This window comes from Maritimibacter alkaliphilus HTCC2654 (genome assembly GCF_000152805.1).
GTDB lineage: Bacteria > Pseudomonadota > Alphaproteobacteria > Rhodobacterales > Rhodobacteraceae > Maritimibacter > Maritimibacter alkaliphilus.
The window spans coordinates 1,699,383-1,724,084 of the sequence record NZ_CH902578.1 but is presented as its reverse complement, the minus strand read 5'-3'; the positions used below and the strand labels follow the sequence as shown (position 1 = coordinate 1,724,084).

The window sequence follows — 24,702 nt, the reverse complement described above, 5'->3', positions numbered from 1 at the left end:
AACAGGGCAGGTTTACGCGACGTCGTGAGCCGATTTCCGCCTCATTCCGGCCTCCATTCCGCCCGTTCGGGGCGACCCGACGTAAGGTAAGGTTATCCACCATGTCCCCCTCGGGTCATGCCGAGGCGCAGCTTGAATGATGCCGAGTTGCCCGTCACTCATGCCGTAAAGCATTGAAAGTAAATCATTATATTCGCTGTCGAAGGCGCTCGATCTCCGGCCTGTGACCTGAGATCTGTTGCAGAGACAGCCACCAAGTGAGACTTTTATACTCACCTATTAAGCATACCAGAACAGATTGTTTCTCTCTTGGCCGGTCGAATTGGGGCGGATATGTGGCAATATCTGGGCGGGGGTGCCAGGGACGTCGGTTTCGACCGAGCGTGACTTCGGGGTGAAGATGGCATTTGATTTTGAGCCGCAGTTTTCGGTCGCTCTGCCGAAAACGATGCGGGAGACGCTGCCGGCCACGACCAATCGGGCCAATCGTATTCTGAAAAGGGGCTTCGATATCCTGTTCGCAGGGATCGCTCTGGTGCTGCTTGCACCGGTGTTTGGTATCGTCGCGCTGGCCTTGCGCTTGCGCGAACGGGGGCCGATCTTCTTTTCGCACAAACGCGTGGGCGCGAACGGCGAGGAATTCGCCTGTCACAAGTTCCGCACGATGAAGACCGACGGGGACCGCCAGCTGGAATGGATGCTCGCCATCGACCCGATCGCGCGGGCCGAGTGGGAAGCGGATCGCAAGCTGGAACGTGACCCGCGGGTTCATGCCATCGGCAACATCCTGCGCCGCACCAGCCTCGACGAGCTGCCGCAGTTCTGGAACGTGCTCAAGGGCGACATGTCCATCGTCGGTCCGCGCCCGATCACCTGGAGCGAAGCCGAGAAATACGGGATGCACTTCGCCGATTACTGCGCGGTCAAGCCGGGGATCACCGGCGCGTGGCAGGTCGGCGGACGCTCGGACACCAGCTACGACTACCGTGTCGGGCTTGACGTCGACTACGTGCGCAACGCCACTTTCCTCGACGACATCCGCATCGTATTCAAGACCGTGGGCGTGGTCCTTGCCCAGCGTGGGGCCTGCTGATCGCGCGCCTGACCGGAACCATTCGATGTTGCATTCCATGAGCGAATTGCAGAACCCTGCGCAGACCGCCCTTCCGACCGACGGAGGGGCGGATGCCGTTCGGGCACCGCAACCGACCCGCGTGGTCATCGGCATCCCCACCACGGGCCGCCCGACGATCCTGCCCGACACGGTGCGCGCCATCGCGCGACAGTCGCGGCTGCCGGACCTTCTGATCCTGAGCGTCGCCGGGCCCGACGACCTTGGCGATCTCGACATCCCGAAGCTGCCGTTTCCGGTCGAGGTCATCACCGGCCCGAAGGGCGCCACCCTGCAACGCAACCGGATGATGCGTATTCTGGGGCGCGAGGATGTGCTCCTCCTCCTCGACGACGACTTTCTGATGGAGCCGGACTACGTCGCCAACACGCTGACGGTCTTTCGCGAGAACCCGAACGTGGTCATCGCCACGGGAACGGTTCTGGCCGATGGCATCCGGGGGCCGGGCTACGACCACCGCGAAGGCGCCCGGCTTCTGGCCGAACACGCGCAGGCGGAGAAAACCGAGACGCTTTCGCCGAAATACGCGGGCTACGGCTGCAACATGGCGCTACGCGCGAGCGTCGCGCTGGACGAGGCGATGCTATTCGACGAGGCGTTGCCGCTTTACAGTTGGCTCGAGGACGTCGACTTCTCACGCCGCCTTGCCGCACATGGCGACGTGGTGAAGGCCGGGCATATGCGCGGCGTGCATCTCGGCACCAAGACCGGGCGCACGCCGGGCATCTATTTAGGCTATTCCCAGATCGCGAACCCGTTCTACCTGCGCCGCAAGGGAACGATGAGCCGCTTCCACGCCTATGAGATGATGAGCCGGAACATCCTGTCGAACCTGATGCATTCGCTGCGCCCGCCTGCATGGGCGGACTATCGCGGGCGGCTGAAGGGGAACCTCGTGGCGATCGGCGATGTGATCCGGGGCAAGGATTCGCCCGACCGGATCACGCGGCTGAAGCCCTGACGCCCGCCAGCACCCGGTCATACTCGGCTTCCTGCGCGTCGATCCATTCGGACCGGCTGAGGCCAAGACGCACGTCGCCGGAATACCCCTTTTCACTCATCGCCCGCACCTGATCGTCGGGCAGGGACATGAACCGGGTCAGGGCCGCGTCGATGCTGGCCGGATCGGTGGGCGAGAACGACAGGCCAAGCCCGTTCTGCTCGACCTCTTTCGACATGAGTGCGGTGTCGGCCACCAGCACAGGCAGGCCGCTTTCCACCGCCTCGGCGATGACGAGCGCGAAGGGTTCGGGATGAAGCGAGGGCATCACCAGCGCGCGCGCGTCGCCCACGTAACCGCCCACCTGTGAGCGCTCGATCCACCCTGTGATCGTGGGGTTGCCGGACGCATCGGCCTCCAGCCCGGCCCGCATCGGCCCGTCGCCCACCAGCGTTGTCGGCACGCCCGTGCGCCGCGCGGCCTCGGCCAGAACGCCGGTGCCCTTGTCCGGTTCAAGCCGCCCGACATAGACGAGCTTCCGGTTCTCTTCGGCCCGGATACGCTCTTTCGCGTAGGGCACGACCGGATTGCGCACGACATGGATCGCATCCGCACGGTATCCGGCGCGTGTCAGGCGCGAGGTCATTTCGGGGTGCAGAACCAATATCCCGCCCCAGTCGGACCCGTCGCCCAGATGGCGGCGCAGGTTCTTCTGCCGCAGCACACGCCAGACCTTCTGCGGATAGCTGCGCTTGTCACAATGGGTCGAGATACAGTCGAGCGACAGGGGCACGCGGGTGCAGACCTGACCCTTCTGGTAATCCATGTAGACCCCGTTGGGGCAGGCCACGAACATATCGTGGGCATGGATCAGGGTGCGCTGCGACACGGGCTTCAGCGCCGCGAAAACCTCGGGCGAGAAGATCTGCGCCCAACTGTGCGTGTGATAGACCGTCTCGGGCGTGTCGCGTTCGGTGATGAAGCGGGCCACGACGTCGCGCGCCCTGGTGTTCATCAGGCCCGAGGTCAGCGCGGTGCGCCCCGGAAGTTCCAGCAACGTCTTGCCGCCGACCGCCACGACCTCGACCCCGAGGGCCGCAAGCTCGGGGCTATCGCCGTCGTCGCCGCACAGCCAGATCACCTCATGCCCACGCGCGACGAAATCTTCGGCGGCCATCATGGCGAGCGCCGTGGCCCCGCCGCGTGCAAGGCTCATGTCATTTATGATGACGATTCTTCGACGGCTCATGTTTCCAATATCGGCCTAGAAATTTTCCTGTATCCGCCTGTTTTTCGGCGCTCTCGCTGCTTAAACGCATATGTCGGGTAATGCCACTTTGTGGCAATTGTTCGGAGTCAATCGTTTGCGAGCGTGTCGGTCGTGAGAATTCTGGTGTTCAACCTGCACTATTCTCCCAATCTCGGGGATGGGTTGATCGGCGCCTGCATGGTTCACGCCCTGGGCGAGCTGGTGCCGGATGCCGCCGTCGTGCCGGTCGACATTTCGGGCCGCGACAGGTTCGGCGCCGTGACCGTGCGCAACCGGGCGACGCTTCTGAAAATACTCCGCCTGTTCTCCAAGACCTTCCGCCGACAGATCGTCTATCGCCGCCTCAACGCTATGCTCGACCGGATCGAACCGCGCTGGCGCGAAGCGATTTCCGGTGCCGATCTTGCCATCATCGGCGGCGGGCAACTGTTCTCGGACGCGGACCTGAACTTCCCGACGAAGATCGGGCGCGTCGCCGAACTTCTGCGGGACGAGGGCCTTCCTGTGGCGATCCACGGAACCGGGGTGTCGCGCAACTGGTCGCGCAGGGGCAGGGTGCTGTTTCGCAGGCTGGCCGAGGCCGACCTGCGGTCCATCGGGATGCGCGACGAAGACTCGCTCAAGGCGTGGGAGGATCAGTCGGGGATTTTCGAGCCGAAGGCCATCCTCACCCGCGACCCCGGTCTGCTGGCCTTCGAGGCGTTCGGACCTGTCGCCGCGGTCGACCGGATCGCGCTTGGCGTGACATCGCCCGTGCTTCTGACCTACCACGCCGACAGCGGTGTCGCGGGGCGCGGCGGTCTGGGCTGGTTCGAAGCTCTGGCGCTGGAACTCGTCGGTCAGGTCGGGCCCGTGCGGCTGTTCTGTAACGGGGCCGAGGAAGACGCTCTTGCGTTGGGCGAGCTGTGTGAGCGGCCGCTGATCCGACAGGCCATCGCGGACGGCCGAATCGAATGTGCGCCGGTTCCCAGAAACCCGGAAGAACTGGTGGCCACGGTCGCGCCATGCCGTGCGGTCATCTCGCACAGGTTGCATGCCTGCATATTGGGATATGCCTACACGCGGCCCGTGGTCGGCATGGGGTGGGATCGCAAGGTGCAGAGTTTCTTTTCGTCGGTCGGGCTGGACCGCTTTTTCGTCGGGCGCACAAAGACGCCGCCGGAAGAGGTCGCCGCGCTGGTTCAGACGGCGCTGGAACAGGGGATCGACCCCGACACCCACCGATGCGCCATCGAAGACACGCGCGAAGGAATGCGCGCCACGCTTGAAGCTCTGCAAGGTGCCGAGCGGTTCAGGGTGCGCGAGAGAGCGTGAAGCGGTAGGACGCCGCATCGCCCGCATCCGACGCGCCGGACGCGACGAGGATCTCCAACTCATCTCCGGTCGCCATGTCGAAAGGTCCGATCTGGGTGTCGATCCCGCCCGTGACCACCTGCCGTGCAAGCTCGGCGTCGTTCACGAGGACCGAGAGAACGACCCCGTCGCTCGTCGCGTCTGGTGCCAACGAGATGTCCAGAACCACGGCCCCGTCCGCCTCGGCCACATACCTGTGCCCCACGGCCCCCGCGACGGTCGGCACGATGAACTCGGCATTCATCCGGATGCCACCGTCACGCGCGCTGGCCAGATACGGCACCCAAGGCACGCCGCCCGTCTCTTGTCCGGGGCGGAAGGCAAATGGCGCGTCGCCGTCCTTGAAGCGCACGAAGGGCCGGAACCCGTCGCCCGCGCCATCGTGGTCGAACTGGTCATAGCTGTCTGCGATGACGGTCTGCGGCCCAAGGCGCAGGTTCCCCCCCGGACTGACCGCGACCCCGTCGCCTGACACGATCAGCGGCACGTCCCGCGACAGGGTCCGCCGATCCGTTTCGCGCCCGTCGGGGCCGAGCAGGGTCAGCTCCGCGTCCACCTCGATGTCACGCGGCGCCCCCCAGATCACGATCAGGTCCGACCCGAAGGCGCAGGCATAGGTGAACGGGTCAGGTGAAACGTCGCGCACCGGAACGCCCTCGGCCCGTGCCTGCAATATCGTGAATGCCGCGCCCACGTCGGTCAGTGAATAATCGGTGCCGACCAAAGGTTCCAACCCGTCGCCACGGGTGTTGAGCGGATACCAGACCGCACGGGTCACGCCGGACACGGCCATCGCGCAATAGTATTTCACCAGCGTCGCCGCCGCCGTCGCCCCGATGGGGTCGCCGAATTCGGTCGCCTCGATGGGCAAGGCGCCGAACCCCGGAAGCTGCCGCAAGAGCGCGATCTGGCGCGGCAATTGCTCAGGCGGCGTGGTGTAGGGGTGGATCACCACCGCATCCATCCACTCCGCAGCGCCCGCGTCCGACAGCGCCCGAAACCACGCAATCGGGATCGAATGCGCCGCCCCGCCCAGCACCCGAACCTGCGGATCGGCCGCCTTCACCGCCTTGTAGGTCTCCTCGATCAGCGTCGCATAGATCGCGGCCCGGCCCGCGAGATCCGCCGCACGCATCGGGCCGGAGGTAAAGGTGTCGCTATTCATTTCGTTGCCCACCTCGACCGAGGTGATGGCGGGGAAATCCTGCGGCATCCGGGCCGAGAACCGGGCAAAGGCCTCGACCCCCTCGGGGGTGTAGGGCGTGACGCCGCCCTGAAATGCGGGATGCCCGTTGTTCATGATGACCGTCATCGTCATCCCGCGCGCCGCGAGCAGGGCCGGATAGCTGTGGCGGATCGTGGGGTAGGCGATCTGACCGCCCGTTTCGATGTCTTTCCAGTAAAGCTCGTCACGCAGATCGTGGATGCCGAACCTGTCGGCGGCGTCCAGCATTCGCCGGTCCCAGGTCTGCCCGAAACTCGACGCCGCCCCCAGTCGCGGCCCGACGTTTTCCTGCGCCCAGAGGGGCAGGGCGGTCAGCGCGGCAGCCAGAACGGGGAAGACCAACTTCATACCAAGAGCCTGCCCCACGCCGACATGCCCCGGCAAGCGCCCTTCACAGAACGGGCCGTTTCGTGCAGGAAGACAGCAGACAGAAACGGACCCGCCCGCCCTTGCAATTCGTCCCCTCCACCTTGATCGCCGTCTTCGCCATCGTGGCGCTCGTGGGCCTCGGAATGCAGCGCGGGCTATGGGCGTTCATGGTCTTGGCCCCCTTCGGCGCGGCGGCGGCGTTCAACCTGCCCGCGCTGGGCGGCGCCACCATTGGCGTGCTCGACCTCGGCGCGGTGACGCTTTTCTGCATGGTGCTCCTGACCCGCGGGATGATGTCGAGCCTGCTTGGCACGTTCCGCCCGTTCGGACCGGGGTTCTGGCTTGCCTGCGCCATCGTCGTCGCGGGCATCTCGGCCATCTTCTATCCGGTCCTGTTCGCGGGCCAGACCGAGGTGTTCGGCATCGCGCGCCAAGAGGGCGAGGGGCGCATCGCCCGCTATCCGCTGGGCTTTTCGACCGGGAACATCACCCAGCTTTTCCGGCTCGTCCTCGACTTCTTCACCTTCGCCGCCCTTGCGACCGCCTTTCGCCGCCAGTCCGAGGTGCGCCCGGTCCTGACCGCGCTCGCCGTTGCGACCACCGTGAATTTCACGCTCGGCTGGCTCGACGTCGCGACCGCGAAATTCGGACTGACCGCGTTGATGGAGTGGCTGCGCTCGGCCAATTACTCCATGCATATCACCGACACGATGGCGGGGATGAAGCGCATGATCGGCGGGTTTCCCGAAGCCTCGACCTTCGGGTATTTCTCGCTCGGCCTCTTCGGCTTCTGGCTGCAATACTGGTTGCTCGCGCCGGGCTCGCGCCTCAGCCGATGGATGCTCGCACTCGCGACGATCTCGGTCATCCGCTCGACATCGTCCGCCGCCTATCTGGCCCTCGTCGTGTTCCTCGTCACCTTCGGGCTTTACCTGATCCTCAGGAACCTGCGCGCCGAAGCCTCGCGCCGCTCCATCGTGCTGGTCTTCGGCGGGCTCATCATGGGCTGGGTGCTCGTCATCGCCATCGCCGCCAGCTACGAACTCGTCCAGCCCGTCACCGATTTCCTCGACCGGGCGCTGTTCAACAAGATGGACAGCGACAGCGGCGTGGAACGGATGAGTTGGAACACGCAGGCGATGCAGAATTTCTACGACACCTACGGCCTTGGCGCGGGCGTGGGCGCTGTGCGTGCGTCGAACTGGCTGATTGCCTGCCTCGCCAGCGTCGGCGTGATCGGCACGTTCTTCTTCCTTGCATTCCTCGCAAGCCTTGGCATGGCCCCATCGCGCCCCGGCTGGGATCCGCGGGCGGTCGTGGTCAGGTCGCTCAAGGCCGGATGCCTCGCCATGCTCTGCGCCGCGCTTCTGACCCACCCGACCCCGGACTTCGGCGTGTTCTTCTTCGCGCTCGCCGGTCTCATCGCCGGATTGTCCCGCGCACTGGCCCTAGAATCACGCCCGGCAGGCGCCACGACCACGTGAGTGGGTGCTAAGTCTTTGATTTCGATTCTCAATCAATCCCAAAGAATTGACTCCATTGTCCGCCCCGACATCGCTAAATGTGGCAGGATCCGGTGAACATGCTGGTGAAATACCGAATTTTTGACGCAATTCGGTGGAAACGAAACCGCGCGTAAACTATATTCGCGAGGACTGGGGGGGGCCTTGTTGCGTAGGGTCCATTGTCTGTTCAATTGCAAACTCGCCACCGTTCGCGGAGCGTCGGGTCATGCCCCGTCGTTGCCGGTCGATCCTGCGGGTCGGCTGTGGATGCCGCGCGAAAAGCCGGTGCACACCACGTCATCGCCCAAAAACCGACAGAATGGTCTTCGAATTATGGGGTCGAGGAGAGTGAAGCGTGACCACGTTCGACATGCAGGCCGTCCGCTCCGGGCGTAGTTCCGAGCGGTCCGAGGATATCGACCGTGTCGATGTCCGTGGCCTGCTGCGCGCGATCTTTTCGCGTGGTCCGCTGATTGGCGGTCTTGCCGTCGGCTGCGCGCTGCTCCTTTTCGTCGTCACGCAGTTCATCCCGTCGACCTACACCGCCTATTCCAAGGTCATGCTGGACGCGCGCGAAGTGCGGATCATGTCGTCGGACGAGGTGGTGTCGAACCTCAGCCTGTCCGACCCGGTGATCCAGTCCGAAGTGTCGGTCATGACATCGAACATCCTGATCGAACGCCTGATCCTCGAGGTCGGGATCGAACGGCTTGAAACGCTCTACTGGGGCGAGGTGCGCGGGGATCGTGACGAGGCATCGCGCCTTGCCGACCTGACATGGGCGATCCGGCAGGATCTGAACGTGTCGCGCGAATCCGAAAGCTACGTGTTCGAAATCCAGTTCAGCGCCGCCGAACCCGGCATCGCGCAACAGATCGCCAACGGCATCGCCGACACCTATATCGCGCTTCAGCTTGAAAACCGCCGAGACAGCGCCGTGCAGGCGACTGCATGGATTCAGGAACAGGTGAACGAAGCGCGGGCCACCGTCGAAGCCGCCGAGGCCGCGCTGGCCGAATACCGCTCGGATGCGCTGACCCGCGAAGGCGGCACCTATGAGACCTCGACCCAGCAGCTTGGCAACCTGTCGAGCCAACTGGTCGTCGCCCGTTCAGAGCGCGTGACCGCCGAAGCGCAGTATGAACAGCTCAGGAACCTTCTGGAAAATCAGGGGCTCGACGCGCTGGCGAAAGCCGTGACCTCGCCCCTGCTGGAACGGCTCAATCAGGACAAGCTGGCCCTTGAACGGCAGGACGCGCAATGGGGCGCCTCGTTCGGCCCCGACCATCCGCAGCGGGTGCGCATCGCGAACGAGATCGCGGGCGTCGAAGCCGAAATGCAGACCGAGGCCGAGCGCATCATCGAGTTGCGCCGGAACGAGGTCGAGGTGGCCCGCCTGCGCGAACAATCCCTCGCCGACGGTATCCAGCAGCTCGAAGATCGTCTTGCGGGCATGTCCGCCAATTCGATCGGGCGCACCCAGCTGGAACGCGAAGCCGCCGCCGCGCGCGAGAATTACGAGGCGCTTCTGGCACGGCTCGGTGCCGCATCCGGTCAGGAAAACCTGCAACGGCCCGAAGCCCGCGTGATCGAACGCGCGACCTTCCCCGCCGTGCCGTCCGCGCCCCGGCCGAAGCTGATGGCGGCCTTCGGGCTGGTCCTCGGCCTGACCGCCGGGCTGGTCGCCGCGCTGTTTCTGGAAATGACCCGCTCCACCTTCCGCACCCGGCGCGAAGTCGAGGCCGAGACCGGCCTCTCGGTCCTCGCCAGCCTGCCGCTTCAGGCGCAAGACGGCACGCGGGACGTGATCCGGGGGCTAAGGATCAATTCCAACACGCTCTTCGGGGAAAAGGTGCGCCAGTTGCGCACCCTGATGAACATGCGTGACCGCGACGTCGCGCGGGTGGTGTCCGTCACCTCCTCGCAACCCGGCGAGGGGAAATCGACGACCGCTATGGCGCTGGCCCAGATGGCGGCGCTCGCCGGTAAATCCGTCATCGTCGTCGACGGCGATCTGCGCCGCTCGCGTCTGGCCGAAACCTTCGGCTGGCAGGTCGATTACGATTTCGCGGACTTCATCCTCGAAACCGCCGACCTGCCCGAAACCATTCATCTGGACGAAGAAACCGGCATTCATTTCCTTGCCGCAGTGACCCCGTGCCCCGAAGCCGCCGACGATCTGTCCGAAGACTGGCTGCGCCCGCTGATGAAAGAGTTGAAGCGCGTGTTCGACGTGGTCATCATCGACACCCCGCCGCTTTTGAACGTGGCCGACGGGCTGGTCTTCAACACGGTGGCCGACAGTATTCTTTATGTCGTGCGGTGGGACGAAACCAAACGCGCGGCCGTTCGCGAAGGCATCGACGCATTGGCCGAGGTCGGTCTGACCCCGGCAGGGATCGTTTTGAATCAGGTCGACCCGAAGGCGGCCGAGAAAATTTACGGAGACGGGTATGCAGCATATTCTTGACCGCACCACCCCCGGCCATCCGACACGCAAGACCACCCAGCCCTGGGTTCGCCGTCTGGGCCTGTCCGGCGACGAACCCCGCGTCGCCATAATTCATTACTGGCTGGTCGGAATGCGCGGCGGCGAGAAGGTGCTGGAGTCGCTTCTGCGCATGTTCCCGCAGGCCGACATTTTCACCCACGCCTATGACCCGTCCAAGGTCTCGGACCTTATCAATTCCAAGACGGTCCACCTGACTTCGGTGGGCCGCAAACCCTTCGCGACCCGGCTTTACCAGAACTACCTGCCGCTCATGCCCCGCGCGCTCGAGGAACTGGACCTGACGGACTATGACCTCGTGCTGTCCAGCGAAAGCGGCCCGGCCAAGGGTGTGATCCCGGCGTCCGATGCGCTGCACCTGTGCTATACGCACTCGCCCATGCGCTATCTGTGGGATCAGTATCACGTCTATCGCCGCGACGCGGGGGCGGTGAAGCGGGCGGTGATGCCGCGCCTGATCCACAACCTGCGCCAATGGGATGTGACCAGTGCCGCGCGCGTGGATTGCTTCGTCGCGAACTCCACCCATGTCGAGGCGCGGATCAACAAATACTGGCGGCGCGACGCCCGCGTGGTGCATCCGCCCGTCGCGGTCGAAGACTTCGATCCGGTCGAGGCAAAGGATCGCGGCGGCTTTTACCTGTGGCTGGGCGAACTGGCGTCCTACAAGCGGCCCGATGTGGCGATCGAGGCGTTCAACAAGCTGAACAAGCCCTTGTTCATCATCGGCGGGCCGGACAAGACCGCCAAGGCCCTGTCGCGCAACGCGAACGAGAATATCCGGTTCCTAGGCAAATTGCCGTTTCCCAAGATGAAAGCCTATCTCGCGGCCTGCAAGGCGCTGGTCTTTCCGGGCGAAGAGGACTTCGGTCTGGTCCCGGTCGAGGCGATGGCTTCTGGCCGCCCGGTGATCGCCTATGGGCGCGGCGGCGCGCTGGACACGGTCGTCGACCGCCAGACCGGGCTGCTCTACGCCGACCCCGAGGTGGACGGTCTGATCGCTGCCGTCGAGGCGTTCGAGCGGGAGGGTCTCGAAGACCTCGACCCTCATGCGCTCGCCGCCCATGCCCAACAGTTCGACGAGGCCAATTTCCGGCGCGGCATCGCCAGCGTCCTGCGTGAAAACGGGATGCCGGTGGACGCGGTCAAGGTTGATGGTGCCTGAAACGCCTCGGCATAGTCGGCCCAAGGCTTCGGGCGGACGGCGCGGGGTCCGGCGATGCTGAAGCGCCTCGCGGCCCCCTATGTCGTCGGCGTCGCGTCGCGCGTCATCGGGCAGGCCATTGCTTTTGCGACCGTCGCTATCGCGTCGAAGTTCATCGACCTCGACGGGTTCGGCACCTACGCCTTCGGTTGGGCGCTGACGGTCATCGCGACCACCTTCGTTTTCACCGGGTTCTATCAGGCCCTCCTGCGCTCGCAGAATATCGAGAGCGACCGCCACACCCTCTTCTGGGCCATGCTGGGCGTCGGCGCGCTGGGCTCCATCGTCATCACCGGGATCGGTCTGACGATGGGCGGGCTCGCCACGACCGAGGGCCGGGTGATCCTGACGCTCGCCCCCTTGCCCTTCGTCAACGTCCCTGCGGCGTGGTGGGAGGCGCAGTTGGTGCGCGCCGCGCGTGTCCGGGCCGCAAGCCTGTATGTCCTGATCTACGAAAGCTTCGCGCTGCTCACCGTGATCGTTCTGTTGTCGATGGGGTGGGGTGTCTTCGCGCTCGTCACCTCGCGCGTGGTTGCCGTTGCGTTCGGTCTTTTGCAGACCGGCCTGCTCGTGCGCAGGCTTCCCCGGTTCGAATTCCGCCTCGACGCGCTCAGGGCCTCGCGCGAGACGGCCGGGCCGCTCTGGGGGACCACCAGCGTCGCGCTTCTGTCGAATTACGGGGCCGACCTGATCCTCGGCGCGCTGGCATCGCCCGCCGTTGTCGGGGCGTACCGGGGCGGGGCTCGCATCGCGATGACCGCCGCCGACCTCGTCATGCAGCCCCTTGGCCTGCTGTCGTGGTCCAAGTTCACCAGGATCGAGAAAGAAGGTGCGGGCATTCCGGCGCTGCGCCGCGCCTGGATCGAGAATATGTCGCTCGCCGCCGCGCTCATGTGGCCGATGTCGATGGCCGTCGCGTTGTTGGCCCCGCTTTTGGTGGTGACGATCCTCGATGACACGTGGCTGCCCGCGGCCTCCATCGTCTCGATCCTCGCGGTTTCGAAATCGATCGAGTTTTTCGCCAACCTGCTCGAGCCGACGATGCTGACCACCGGAAACGCGGGCCGACAGCTCAAGATCCGCAGCGCGGGGGCCGTCACGCTGATCGTGGCCCTTCTGGCGTTCGGGCGTTTCGGGCCGGAAGCTGCGGCCTACTGCCATCTCGCGGCCAGCGTCGTGGTCGGCGCGGCATCGCTCGCGGCCACCGCGAAGGCGCTGGAAATTCCGCTGCGCGACATGGTGATGACGTTCCTGCCGGGGGCGGCGCTCGCGGCGCTCACCTATGTCGCGGTGCATTGGTCGAGCAGCCTGTGGGGCTCGGTCGGGTCAGAAGTTGGACTGGGCCTGACGCTGGTAAAGATCTCGGTCGCCTGGCTCATCCTCATGGCCATCTTCCTGCGCCGTCGCGTGCTGGTCCTTCCCACGCCCTGAGGTGTGTTGCCCGGTGAACGAACGGCGCAGGTCCATTACCGTATAGCCCCCGCCAGCATCCATGTGATGCATACCCATGATCCCCGGCATGGCATCGGGCGTGATATGGCGCACCCGACGCTCAGAATAGCCTGTCATCGACAGTTCGGTGATCTCCATCAGGTTCAGCCCATAGCCGTAAACGCCGTTGGAGTTGTCCTGACTGGCACGATAAAGCCGCCCGTTCTCGGCGAAGATACGCCCCCCGTTGCGTGCGGTCGTCGCGTCGAGCACCACCGGATTCAGCGGATGGGGCTGCGGGTTCGTCATCATCGGATCGTCGATGGTGAACAGGTGCAGTTCGCTTCCGAAATCGCCGAAACTGTCGTTGGCGATGTTCGTGGCCAGCCACCATTGGCCAGCGTGCTCGAATACGACGGTGTCCGACGCCTCGACACCCTCGAAACCGACCGCCGCACGCTCCCACCCCAGCGGAAAGTCGGTCGCCCGCCATAGTTCGATCCGCTTCGCCTGATGCGTTTCCGGGATCATCCAGACCGCGCCGTTCCAGCGAAAGACGTAGGGAAACGACAGGTGATGCGGCATCTGCATGACCGGACCGATGGGGTCCATCCGCATCCCGTCGAGCCGCCCGACCGACAGGTGCCCGTGGTGGGTGGCGTAGTCGAAATCTTCGTAGAAGAGATAGGTGACGCCATCGTGTTCCAACAGGAACGGGTCGGCCCAATAGGTGTTCCCCGGCGGCATCAGATCCACGCCCGAGGTCGGATCGATCCCCGCCAGCGGCCCGTGCGACAGGCGCAGAAAGAACATGCCGGGGCGCTTGCCGCGTTTGGCTTCGATCCGGCGCAACACGCGCATGGCAAGCTCCCACGTCAAGGCGCAGGCGTAGTCTGCAAGGTCCACACCGCGCGGCGCGGGCAGGGTGGCCGGGGCCGGAACCGGCGCCGGCAATGCGCCGTCCCGCGTCAGCCGCACCAATTCCCGCAGCAGAAGCAGCACGGATTTTTCGCGGGCGAAGGCCGCATTGCGCGAGGCCATGAACTTGGTGTCGAAGCGGGCGGTCGCGATCGTCGCCTCGCCCTCCTCCGTCCGGCAGGTCAGCGCGACCTCGGTCACCGGGCTGCGCAGGCGCGCCTCCGTCAGGCCGCTCGCCTCGTCATAGGTCGACAGCCGCCACAGCCCGAACCGTGCGACCGGGGCGCAGTTTTCCGCCGCCCGCGACATCGAGAAATCGACGATGACATCGCAGCCCTCGGCAAGGTCGGGCGCGAAATCGCGAAGCGGCGGCACGTCCGGCGGCAGGTCGTCGGGCGCAGGGAACAGCCGCGTCTCGGCAGCGATCCAACCGCGCCAGATCGTGGGAAGGCCGGGTTCGGGGGCAGGGCAGGCGGTGACCACGGCCAGATCGAACCGCGCATCCTCGCCCACGGCACGCAGAAACCGGCGTTCGCCCGGTCCGGCTACGCCTGCTTTCAGGATCACGCAGAGTTTCAATGCACTCATTTCGCGGTCTTCGTTTCTGCCCAGTCTCTAATTAGAAACCAATGCTGGCAGGAATATGGCCGCGTTTCGATGCGATTGCATAGGCTTGCGTGCGGTCGTCGCGCGACGCGCCCCGGTCCGGCCGCTAGAAGATCCGCCCCGCCGCAAGTATCCGGTCACCCGCACGCCGCGTGAACTCCGGCACCTTGGGCGAGGGCAGGCGGTCCGCCATGACCTGAAGCTGCTTTCGCAGGCGTCGTGGCGCGCCGATCAGGCTGACGGGTCGCTCCATCGACCCCTCGACCAGCGCCCGTTCGTGTGTCATGAAATCGGTCTTGTATCGCTGGTCGCCGCGACCGAAATCCAGTTCCCGCCGCCCTTCGGCTTCCATCTGCTTGAGCGTTTCGAGGATCAGGATCAATCCGGGCGAGGTTTTGCGGTATTCCTCGTCATAGGACGGGAACCACCAGTGCAGCGTATGCGCGCTGCGCATCCCGAAATGCACCGCGACACAGGTCTCGCCCGCATAAAGCGCCGATGTCTGACCCGCGAATTCCGGCGTGTCGGTGGCCCGGATCGCCTCGGCCACGTCGCTCGCCCATCCCGCGCCGAGGATGAATTTGACGCCCATCGCGGCGAGCGACGCGCGCTTCCAGTCGAGGAAGCTCTGCCATGCCAGGTCGGACCTGTCGTTGGCGACAAAGGTGATCGCGCCATGATCGCGTTCCAGCTTGCGGCTGCGCCGTCCGAGGTCGCGGAACGACCGATTGTTCGATCTGCGCGCGTCGGCCCAAGCATCGAAGCCCCCTGACAGGTCGATATAGGGCGATGTCGTTTCGCGGAAGGCATGGTCCGCGAAGGCGCTTTGCGAGCGAGGCGCGTGGTTGAAGTCATAGGCCTTGGCCCCCGCCGCCTTCAGGACCATGCCCATGTCCGGGCGCGTTCCGGGCGCTGCGACGACCCCATGATAATCCGAGATCTGGCCCGCCAGCGGCGCGAGCCGCCCGAAACGCTGTTTGTGGAAGGCGAAGAAGCCCTGAATCGCACCCTGATCGTGTAGCACCGCGACGCGCGTGTCCTTGGGGCGCACAGTGCCGACGATCCGGCAGAAATCCGGCGTGAAGAACGGGCTTTGCAGATCCCGGTCCGCGGCCTGAAAGCCTCGCCAGACGGCGACCATATCGGCATCGAGCTCATCCGGTCGAATGATGTCCGCCTGCATCCGATCAGACCTTTCTCGTGGTCGCCATGCCGTTACAGGGCAGACGAGCCGAGCGGCGACGGGTCACGCGGACGTGGACGAGGGCTGCCCGGTGCGAGACCGGGTTAGGATCGAACATGGCAGCTGCACCCCTTGCATCTGCGCCCCCGCGCGGGACTGTCCCACAAACGGGCAAAAAGTCAACGAAACGCTTGTATGATAAGGGTTTCGCGGCGTTTTGCCATGCCAATTGCGGGCCGGACCATGCATTGTTGCCGATCCGGCGACAGGGGCCGGGCGAATGCCGCGCGTTGATTCACCAACCGGTGAGTCGGAGAAAGTGGTTGAACCCCCCCGACAAAAATGCCCCTATCGCTGCAAATGCAATGAATGCCCTCGGATCGGTCCGAAATAGGTATTGCTGCAAATCGTTATAAGTTATAACCTTTTAACTGAACGCCAAAGCCTGCTCCTTTTTTCACAAGCCCTGAACGAGATTCAGGTGGAAATCTGTGGCAATATATGGCATTCAACACGCGATAGTGGCATTATAATGCCACATCCGGTCAAGGGAGGAGAATCAATGACCACTCGCAAACTGCTTACGTCGCTCGCCGCCGGTGCCGCACTGACGGCCCTGTCCACCGGGGGTGCGTTCGCCCAGGAAGTCACGCTCAAGCTGCACCAGTTCCTGCCCGCGCAAGCCAACGTCCCGAAGGACGTGCTGGATGTCTGGGCCGACAATGTCGAGAAGGATTCGGAAGGCCGCATCAAGGTCGAGCGTTATGCCTCCATGGCGCTGGGCGGCACCCCGCCGGAACTGATGGATCAGGCCATCGACGGCATAGCCGACGTCGTCTGGACCGTCGTGGGTTACACCCCCGGCCGCTATCCGACCACCGAAGTCTTCGAACTGCCCTTCATGGTGTCGGATGCCCGTGAAGCGTCCTGTGCCTACTCGAAAATGTTCGACACGCACATGAAGGACGGCGAGTTCAAGGATCTGCACATCGTCGGCACCTGGGTCCACGGCCCCGGCATGTTCCACACCAACGAGCCGGTCGAAGTGCCCTCCGACCTCGAAGGCATGAAAATCCGGGGCGGTTCGCGCCTTGTGAACGACCTGCTGACGCGCGTCGGCGCCGAGCCGATCGGGATGCCCGTTCCGGCCGTCTCCGAAGCCCTGTCCAAAGGCGTGATCGACGGAACCACGATCCCGTGGGAAGTGACCTACGCGCTCAAGGTGCCGGAACTGGTGACCAACCACACCGAATTCGAAGGTCCGGCGCTTTACAACCTCACCTTCGTTCTCGCCATGAACAAGGGCGTCTACGAAGGTCTGTCGGACGAGAACAAGGCTGTGATCGACGCCAACTCCGGCCTCGCCTTCTCGGTCTTCGCCGGTGGCACCCAAGCCGACGCCGATGGACCGGCCCGTCAGGTCGCCGTCGACCTGGGCAACAACATCATCACCGTTTCGGAAGAAGATGCGAAAGCCTGGGATGAGATCGTGAACCCGATCTACGACGAATGGATCGCGGGTATGGAAAACGGTCAGGCCCTGATCGACGAAGCCAAGATGCTCATGGAGCAGTGCGGCGCCGACATGGCCAACATCGACACCTACGGCGCGAAATAAGCCATCATGCGCGCGGCGGGGCGACCTGCCGCGCGTTTTCGTCTGACCCGGACCTGAAACAGGGGATCCCATGAACCGCTTTTTCCTCGGCCTGTCGAAAGCACTTGCGATCGCGGGCGGCGCTGTCCTGAGCATTCTCGTCATTCTCGTCGTCGTTTCGATCCTCGGCCGCGAAACCGGCCTTGGGGCCGTGACCGGCGACTATGAGATCGTCGAGGCCGGAATGGCCTTCTGCATCTTCGCCTTTCTGCCCTACGCGCACATGACCGGCGCACATGCGACCGTCGACATCTTCACCAATACGCTGGGCGAAGCCTCGCATCGCTGGCTTCTGGCGGTGATCGACGTCGTCTTCGCCGTCGTTCTCATCATCATCGCGACCCAGCTTTGGGGCGGCATGATGAGCAAACTCAATTCGGGGCAGACTACGCTGCTCCTGCAATTTCCCGTCTGGTGGGGCTATGCCGTCTCCATGGTCGCGGCCATCGTCGGCGCGGTCGTCGGTGTCTGGCACGCCTTCGTGCGCGTGACCGAGGCCGTGACGGGCAAGACAATCGCCGTCGAGGGGGGCGAAATATGACCAATATCGAGATCGGGCTCTGGTCCTTCCCGGCGCTCCTCCTGCTTATCTTCCTGCGCGTGCCCATCGGGCTTGCCATGTTCCTCGCGGGGTTCGTGGGGCTGGGGATCATCAACGACGGCTGGCACATCGCGCTCGCCCGCCTGAAGACCGAGACCTACACGACGTTTTCGTCCTACTCGCTGTCCATCGTGCCGATGTTCCTGCTGATGGGTCACTTCGCGACCCTTGGCGGGATGAGCCAATCGCTGTTCAAGGCGGCGGAAAGCTGGCTTGGTCACCGGCGCGGCGGTGTCGCCATGGCCGCCATCGGAGCCTGTGCGGGGTTCGGCGCGATCTGTGGCTCGTCGCTTGCGACCGCTGCCACGATGGGGCGCGTCGCCCTGCCTGAACTGCGCCGCTACGGCTATTCCGGCGGATTCTCGACGGCCACGCTGGCGGCGGGCGGCACGCTCGGTATCCTGATCCCGCCGTCGGTGGTGCTGGTGATCTATGCCATCCTCGCGGAACAGAACATCGCCAAGCTCTTTGCCGCCGCCATCGTGCCCGGCATCCTCGCGGCGATCGGCTATATCATCGTCATCTCGATCTATGTCCGCCTGTTCCCGAAATCGGCGGGCACCCGTCCGCCGGTTCCGATGGCCGAGCGGTTTCGGGCCGTGTTCAACGTCTGGCCGGTCCTGCTGGTCTTCGGCCTCGTGGTCGGCGGCATCTACGGCGGGCTGTTCACGCCCACCGAAGGCGCGGCGGTCGGTGCGCTCGGCACCGGGATCATCGCGCTCTTCAACGGCGGCTTGACGTGGAAATCGCTGCTCGGTTCGTTCACGGCGACCGCACGCTCGACCGCGATGATCTTCTTCATCGTGCTCGGCGCGGCCTTCTACAACGGCTTCCTCGCCGTGAGCCAGGTGCCGCAGACGGCGGCGAGCTGGGTCGCCGAACAGGGCTATTCGCCGTACACGGTGCTCTTGATCATCCTCGTCTTCTACCTGCTTCTGGGCTGTCTCATGGACTCGCTGTCCATGATCCTGCTTACCATTCCGATCTTCTACCCGATCATCTCGGTGCTGGATTTCGGCATGGTCGACTTCGTGTCGATGCAGCATGACATGATCCGTGACGCGATCGCGTCCGGGGCGGCGCAGGGGGTGGCGCAGGATGTGATGGACCAGATCAACGCGCTGATGGCGGCGGGGCAGGAAGTGCCACGACAGCTTTCGGGTGAATTGGGCGTCCGCCTGACCGAAATGCGCGCCAATGCGCTGGGCATGGAATACACCGCGATCTGGTTCGGCATCCTCGTCCTGATCGTCGTGGAAACCGGTCTCATCACCCCGCCGGTGGGTATGATCCTGTTCATCATCAACGCGATGGACAAGCAGACCCCGATCGTCGAGACCTACAAGGCCGTGATGTTCTTCATCACGTCGGATCTGATCCGCGTGGCCCTGCTGGTCGCCTTTCCGGCGATCACCCTGTTCCTGATCACCTGAACCGAAAACGGACGGCGCAAGCACATTGCGCCGTCTCGCGAAGATAGATACAAGTCATAACGATTATACCAGGGAGGTATTCATGGCTGACGACATTCTTCTGGTGGATGTGTCCGACGACGGCATCGCCACGCTCACCATGAACCGGGCCGGCAAGCGCAACGCCATGTCCGACCAGCTTCTGAACGCGCTCGACGCGTTCTTTTCCAACCCGCCCGCCGGGGTGAAGGCGGTGGTTCTGACCGGCACCGAGGGGCACTTCTGCTCGGGTCTCGACCTTGCCGAGCACGAACAGCGTGACGCCGAGGGCACGATGCGCCACTCGCGCGGCTGGCACGCGATCATGGACAAGATCCAGTATGGCGGGCTGCCGGTGATTTCCGCCATGTTCGGCGCGGTGATCGGCGGCGGACTGGAGCTTGCCACCTCTACCCATGTGCGTATCGCCGAGCCTTCCACGATCTTCCAGCTTCCCGAGGGACGGCGGGGCATCTTCGTCGGCGGCGGGGCGAGCGTGCGCGTGGGGCGCATCCTCGGGGCCGACCGGATGATCGAGATGATGCTGACGGGCCGCAAGTACGGCGCGGAAGAGGGGCTGTCGCTTGGCCTCACCCACTACGCGGTCGGCGAGGGCGAGGCGCTGGAACTCGCCCAGAAGCTCGCCCGCAACATCGCCGACAATGCGCCCCTGTCGAACTACGTGATGATTCAGGCGCTGTCGCGGATCGAGGATATGTCCAAAGCCGACGGTCTCTTCACCGAAAGCCTCTGCGCGGCCCTGACCCAGACCAGCCCACATGCGATCGAGGGGTTGCAGGCCTTCCTTCAGAAACGCGACCCGAGTTTCAGGTAGCGCCATGTCGGGAGGGGAGGAAACCGACACGGCCAAGAAGGTGACGGATGCGGCCCTGCGCCCGTTCCTTGGCTTCAACCTGCGCCGCGCGTGGAACGTGATCCACGCCGACCTTGGCGCAACGCTCGACCCGTTGGGTCTGCGGATGATCACGTTTTCCGCGCTGGTCGTCATCGGGGACAATCCGGGCCTCAGTCAGGCGCAACTCGCCGCCGCCCTATCGGTCGAGCGCCCGAACCTCGTCGCCGTGACAGACGAACTCACCCGGCGCGGTCTGATCTCGCGCGAACGCGTGCCGTCCGACCGCCGCACCTATGCGCTGCGCCTGACGACGGCGGGGGCCCGGCTGCTCGCACAGGCGACCGAGGCGGTCCATGCCCACGAAACCAGTCTTTATGCCGGACTGACCGGCGACGACCGCGCGCATCTGCTCGGCGCGCTGGCCAAGATCGAAGCCACCGGGACAGGGAGGAGCTGACCCATGTCTAAGTACAAACCGCATTCCACAACCGTCGAAACACGCCCCGATGGCACGATGATCTACCGCGCCGCCGACCCGCTCGGCCCCGTCGTGGACCGCACCGGCGACTGGCTCCACCACTGGGCCGGCGCCGCGCCCGACCGCACCTTCCTTGCCGAACGCTATGGCGCGGGCTGGCGTGAGGTGAGCTATGCCGAGGCGCTGGAACAGGTTCGTGGCATCGCCGCCAGCCTGCTTGCGCGCGGGATGAACGCGGACACGCCGGTGATCGTGATCTCCGGCAACGGCGTCGACCACGGCCTGCTCGCGCTTGCCGGGCAGTATGTCGGCGTGCCGATCGTGCCGGTGGCCGAACAATACGCGCTGATCCACGGCGCCCACGGTCGTCTGCGCCACGCCGTCGAAATGACCAAGCCGCGCATGGCCTATACGGTGGACGCCGACCAGTATGGCGAGGCGCTGGCGCTCGACATCTTCGACGACATCGAAGTGGTCGCTTCGAACCCCGGCCAGAACGCCAAGGTCACGCCCTTCGCGGTCCTCGTCAAAGGCGCCGCGGGCGTCGATGTGGATGCCGCCTTCGCCGCGACCGGCCCGGATACGGTGGGCAAGATCCTCCTCACCTCCGGCTCCACCTCGGCCCCCAAGGGTGTGCCGACGACCAACCGGATGATGACCACCAATCAGGCGCAACTCGCCGCCGCGCTGCCGTTCCTCGCCACCCGGCCTCCGGTGCTCGTGGATTGGCTGCCGTGGAACCACGTCTTCGGCGGCTCGCACAACTTCAACATGATCCTCGCCAACGGCGGCACGCTTTATGTCGACGACGGCAAGCCGACGCCGGCATTGATCTCGCGCACCGTCGAGAACCTGAAACTCGTCTCGCCCACGATCAGCTTCAACGTGCCCGTGGGCTTCGCGGGGTTGGTCAAGGCGATGAAGACCGACGAGGCGCTCAAGCAAAGCTACTTCGCCGAACTCGACATGATCTTCTATGCCGGGGCCTCGCTGCCGCAGGACGTCTGGAAGGGGATCGAGGACGCGGCGCATGAGGTGCGCGGTGACCTGCCTCTGATGAACTCGTCCTGGGGTCTGACCGAAACCGCGCCCGCCGCGCTCCTGCAACACGAACCGACCGACAGGTCCGGCATCGTCGGCGTGCCGCTGCCGGGGGTTGAGGTCAAGCTGATCCCCGACGACGACATGCGCTGCGAGGTTCGGGTGAAAGGCCCGTCGATCTTCACCGGCTATCTCGACAACCCGGAAAAGACCGCCGAGGCGTTCGACGACGAGGGCTTTTTCCTCACCGGCGACGCGATGAAATTCGTGAACCCCGACAACTACGATCTGGGCCTGCAATTCGACGGGCGCATATCCGAGGACTTCAAGCTTCTCACCGGCACATGGGTGCGCGCGGGCCAGCTTCGGCTCGACATGCTCGCCTGTATCGGGCCGCTCGCGCAGGACATCGTCATCACGGGCGCGGATAAGAACGAGATCGGAATCATGATCTTTCCGAACGTCGCCGAGCTGGAAAAGGAAGGTTATTCGTTCGATTCCGACAACGGCGCGCTCATCAACGCGGCGCTGCAATCGGACATTCGCCGCCGTTTGGCGGTGCGTGCGGGCGAAGTGTCCGGTTCATCCTCACGCGTGGGTCGCGCTATCGTTCTGGAAGAGCCGCCCAACATGGGCGAGGGCGAGATGACCGCCAAGGGCAACCTAAACTACCGCAAGGTTCTGGACCGCCGGGACGCGCTTCTCAAACGGCTCTACGACGACGCCGACCCTGCGACGATCACCATCTGAGGTTTGCCATGAAACCCTTCGCCGCCCCGCTCGACGACATTTTCTTCATCCTGAACCACGTGGTCGGGGCCGACCGGGTCGCGGACTACGACCCCGAAATGTCGCGCGAGATCGCGCAGCACTTCGCCTCTTTCGCGGAAGAGGTGATCGCACCGACGGATGAGATCGGGGACAGGATCGGGGCGAAGCTGGTCGATGGCCGGGTTGTTCTGCCGGATGCGGTGAAGGCGATGTTCACGCAGTATGTCGAGGGCGGCTGGCCCGGTCTCATGTTGCCCGAGGATTATGGCGGCATGGGGGTCGACGGCGTGACCGGCGGCGTGATCCACGAGATCCTCATGGGCGCGAACCACGCGTTCCAGATGCTCGTCTCGCTGGCTGTGGGCCACAACCGGGTCTTCCAGAATTTCGGCACCGACGCGCAGAAGGCCAAGTACCTGCCGCTACTCGCTTCCGGCGATTATCTCGGCACGATGGCCCTGACCGAACCCGGCGCGGGGTCGGACCTTGGCCGCATCCGCACCCGCGCGGTGCAGGATGGCGATGTCTGGCGGATCACCGGCGAGAAGATTTTCATCTCGGGTGGCGATCAGGACATGTCCAAGGGCGTGCTGCACATGGTCCTCGCCCGCACCGGCGAGATGGACAGCGGGGTGAAGGGCCTGTCGCTGTTCGCCTGCCTGTCGGACCGCGCCGACGGCAGCCGCAATGCGGTCAACGTCACCCGGATCGAGGAAAAGATGGGTCTGCACCTGCAACCCACCTGTCAGCTTGCCTTCGACGGGGCCGAGGCGGAACTCATCGGGGCCGTAGGGCAGGGGCTTCGCGCGATGTTCGAGATCATGAACCACGCGCGCGTGGACGTGGCCTTGCAGGGCGTGGCGCATTCCGCCCGCGCCTATGACATCGCGTCGAGCTATGCCGCCGAGCGCGTGCAGGGCCGGGGGCCGGATGGTCCCGTGACCATCGACAAGCATGGTGACGTGCGCCGGATGCTGGACGAGATCGACGCGATCGCGATGGGCGCGCGCGCGATGACGCATCTGGCGTTGGTGACGCTGGAATCGGGCGACAACCCGTGGCTCCTCGAACTTCTGACCCATGTCATCAAGTGGTATGCGTCCGAGCAGGGGTTGCGCGCTGCCGAGACGGGGATGCAGGTGCTGGGCGGCTACGGTTATCTTCAGGAATACCGCATCGAACAGACCTACCGCGACCTGCGCATCGCCGCGATCTACGAGGGCGCCTCGGGCATTCACGCGATGGGCGTCGCCGCGCGCCTCCTGCGGCTTGAGAACGGCGCGGCGATGAACGCCTTCGTGGACTACCTGAAAGGCATCGACGGCGGCCCCGCGCTCGACCGGGCCGTGGCGGCATGGGAAGCGGCGCGCGCGCATCTGGAAACCGGCGTCGATCCGGGTCAGATCGCGACGCCGTTCATCCGCCTGACCGCGCGCGTTCTGGAACTGGCGCTCTGGGCGCAGATGGCGGCCAAGGCCGATCATCACCCGGACCCGGAGCGCATCCGCCGCGTTGCGGCACTCGTCGCGCGGCAGTCGGCCCGGACCGAAGCCGACCTTGCGGAAATGACGGCGGCCTGACGCAGCCTGCGGCCCAGACCTTCGTGCCCTGCGCTATGCAGTAAAGTGCACCTCGTCGCCAAACCTGTTGAACCGCGCGGGCAATTGTGCAAAATACTGCACAAACGACTCACGGCGCAGCGACAGGAGGAATCGATGTCCGCAGAAGAGTTTTCCATGCTGATCGGTGGCATCGCGGCGCGGCTCGAAGGTGTGCCGCTCGACGACGACATGGCCGCGTTTCTGAACCGCGAGTATCCGAAAGACAGCTCTGAATTCAAACGCTTGGGCGAGCTTTGTGCGCAAGGCGAGGCTGAGGGCTGGCTTGTCCAGCGCGAGGCGGGCGGGATCAAGTTCGGGCGACCGATCAAGCCCGGCGGGGCCGCCGGCAGCTTTTCGGTCGACGTGGTGCGCATGAAGGACGTCAAAGGCCCGCATCATGTCCACACCACGGGCGAAATCGGGGCGGTCATGCCGCTTGAAGGGGCGCCGAAGTTCGATGATTTCGAACCCGGTTGGTATGTCTATCCGCCGGGGTCCGATCATCACCCGACGGTGACGGGTGGGGATGCCTACGTGCTCTACCTGCTCCCCGAAGGCGCCATTGAATTCACAGGGAAATAACCGTTCCGGGCGCGGGAGG

Annotated in this window: 19 protein-coding genes; 15 read left to right on the top strand and 4 right to left on the bottom strand. The window is 64.7% G+C overall.

Going from position 1 to position 24,702, the window contains the following annotated elements; genetic code table 11:
* Window positions 1–400: 400 nt before the first annotated feature.
* Together RB2654_RS09375 and RB2654_RS09370 are read left to right on the top strand one after the other, a co-directional pair.
* Window positions 401–1,093: a sugar transferase gene (locus RB2654_RS09375; protein WP_008330777.1), complete on the top strand. Its 693-nt coding sequence runs from the start codon at window positions 401–403 to the stop codon at window positions 1,091–1,093.
* Window positions 1,094–1,130: 37 nt separating this feature from the next.
* Window positions 1,131–2,093 carry a glycosyltransferase family 2 protein gene (locus RB2654_RS09370; RefSeq protein ID WP_161600686.1) on the top strand — a complete coding sequence of 321 codons (963 nt, stop codon included), beginning with the start codon at window positions 1,131–1,133 and terminating at the stop codon, window positions 2,091–2,093.
* On the opposite strand, the gene RB2654_RS09365 is transcribed toward RB2654_RS09370, so the two are convergent.
* Complete coding sequence (locus RB2654_RS09365) at window positions 2,074–3,321, bottom strand: glycosyltransferase family 4 protein (protein ID WP_083783366.1); 1,248 nt, start codon at window positions 3,319–3,321, stop codon at window positions 2,074–2,076. The genes RB2654_RS09370 and RB2654_RS09365 overlap by 20 nt on opposite strands.
* A 123-nt stretch (window positions 3,322–3,444) precedes the next feature.
* Between RB2654_RS09365 and RB2654_RS09360 the strand changes: the two genes are divergently transcribed.
* On the top strand, window positions 3,445–4,656 hold the full coding sequence (locus RB2654_RS09360; protein ID WP_008330774.1) for a polysaccharide pyruvyl transferase family protein: 1,212 nt from the start codon (window positions 3,445–3,447) through the stop codon (window positions 4,654–4,656).
* On the opposite strand, the gene RB2654_RS09355 is transcribed toward RB2654_RS09360, so the two are convergent.
* Window positions 4,634–6,268: a hypothetical protein gene (locus tag RB2654_RS09355; RefSeq protein WP_008330773.1), complete on the bottom strand. Its 1,635-nt coding sequence runs from the start codon at window positions 6,266–6,268 to the stop codon at window positions 4,634–4,636. The genes RB2654_RS09360 and RB2654_RS09355 overlap by 23 nt on opposite strands.
* A gap of 122 nt (window positions 6,269–6,390) precedes the next feature.
* Between RB2654_RS09355 and RB2654_RS09350 the strand changes: the two genes are divergently transcribed.
* From RB2654_RS09350 to RB2654_RS09335, 4 genes are all read left to right on the top strand, one after another.
* Window positions 6,391–7,773: a hypothetical protein gene (locus tag RB2654_RS09350; protein WP_148912465.1), complete on the top strand. Its 1,383-nt coding sequence runs from the start codon at window positions 6,391–6,393 to the stop codon at window positions 7,771–7,773.
* A gap of 376 nt (window positions 7,774–8,149) precedes the next feature.
* The gene (locus RB2654_RS09345; RefSeq protein WP_008330771.1) at window positions 8,150–10,264 is read left to right on the top strand and encodes a GumC family protein; all 2,115 of its coding nucleotides are present in this window, start codon (window positions 8,150–8,152) and stop codon (window positions 10,262–10,264) included.
* A complete protein-coding gene (locus RB2654_RS09340; protein ID WP_008330770.1) occupies window positions 10,248–11,468 on the top strand; it encodes a glycosyltransferase in 1,221 nt (406 codons plus the stop codon). The genes RB2654_RS09345 and RB2654_RS09340 overlap by 17 nt, the downstream gene beginning before the upstream one ends.
* Window positions 11,469–11,522: 54 nt before the next feature.
* Complete coding sequence (locus RB2654_RS09335) at window positions 11,523–12,938, top strand: oligosaccharide flippase family protein (RefSeq protein WP_008330769.1); 1,416 nt, start codon at window positions 11,523–11,525, stop codon at window positions 12,936–12,938.
* On the opposite strand, the gene RB2654_RS09330 is transcribed toward RB2654_RS09335, so the two are convergent.
* Window positions 12,834–14,444 carry a glucosamine inositolphosphorylceramide transferase family protein gene (locus RB2654_RS09330; protein WP_008330768.1) on the bottom strand — a complete coding sequence of 537 codons (1,611 nt, stop codon included), beginning with the start codon at window positions 14,442–14,444 and terminating at the stop codon, window positions 12,834–12,836. The two genes, RB2654_RS09335 and RB2654_RS09330, sit on opposite strands and share 105 nt — an antisense overlap.
* A gap of 124 nt (window positions 14,445–14,568) precedes the next feature.
* Window positions 14,569–15,645, bottom strand: a complete 1,077-nt coding sequence (locus tag RB2654_RS09325) for a GNAT family N-acetyltransferase (protein WP_008330767.1) — start codon at window positions 15,643–15,645, stop codon at window positions 14,569–14,571.
* A 562-nt stretch (window positions 15,646–16,207) separates the two neighbouring features.
* Between RB2654_RS09325 and RB2654_RS09320 the strand changes: the two genes are divergently transcribed.
* The 8 genes from RB2654_RS09320 (at window position 16,208) to RB2654_RS09285 (ending at window position 24,683) form a co-directional block, all read left to right on the top strand.
* The gene (locus RB2654_RS09320) at window positions 16,208–17,263 is read left to right on the top strand and encodes a TRAP transporter substrate-binding protein (RefSeq protein WP_008330766.1); all 1,056 of its coding nucleotides are present in this window, start codon (window positions 16,208–16,210) and stop codon (window positions 17,261–17,263) included.
* A gap of 70 nt (window positions 17,264–17,333) precedes the next feature.
* On the top strand, window positions 17,334–17,843 hold the full coding sequence (locus tag RB2654_RS09315; RefSeq protein ID WP_008330765.1) for a TRAP transporter small permease: 510 nt from the start codon (window positions 17,334–17,336) through the stop codon (window positions 17,841–17,843).
* The gene (locus tag RB2654_RS09310; RefSeq protein ID WP_008330764.1) at window positions 17,840–19,336 is read left to right on the top strand and encodes a TRAP transporter large permease; all 1,497 of its coding nucleotides are present in this window, start codon (window positions 17,840–17,842) and stop codon (window positions 19,334–19,336) included. Before RB2654_RS09315 ends, RB2654_RS09310 begins: the two co-directional genes overlap by 4 nt.
* A gap of 82 nt (window positions 19,337–19,418) precedes the next feature.
* Window positions 19,419–20,189 (top strand): crotonase/enoyl-CoA hydratase family protein, encoded by a 771-nt coding sequence (locus RB2654_RS09305; protein WP_008330763.1) that lies wholly within the window; start codon window positions 19,419–19,421, stop codon window positions 20,187–20,189.
* A gap of 4 nt (window positions 20,190–20,193) precedes the next feature.
* A complete protein-coding gene (locus RB2654_RS09300; protein ID WP_008330761.1) occupies window positions 20,194–20,667 on the top strand; it encodes a MarR family winged helix-turn-helix transcriptional regulator in 474 nt (157 codons plus the stop codon).
* Window positions 20,668–20,670: 3 nt separating this feature from the next.
* Window positions 20,671–22,479 (top strand): feruloyl-CoA synthase, encoded by a 1,809-nt coding sequence (locus RB2654_RS09295; RefSeq protein WP_040884645.1) that lies wholly within the window; start codon window positions 20,671–20,673, stop codon window positions 22,477–22,479.
* Between the two features lie 8 nt (window positions 22,480–22,487).
* Complete coding sequence (locus RB2654_RS09290; RefSeq protein WP_008330758.1) at window positions 22,488–24,080, top strand: acyl-CoA dehydrogenase family protein; 1,593 nt, start codon at window positions 22,488–22,490, stop codon at window positions 24,078–24,080.
* 135 nt (window positions 24,081–24,215) lie between these two features.
* Window positions 24,216–24,683, top strand: coding sequence for a 4-hydroxylaminobenzoate lyase (locus RB2654_RS09285; protein WP_008330756.1), 468 nt, complete (start codon window positions 24,216–24,218; stop codon window positions 24,681–24,683).
* The last annotated feature ends 19 nt before the right edge of the window (window positions 24,684–24,702 follow it).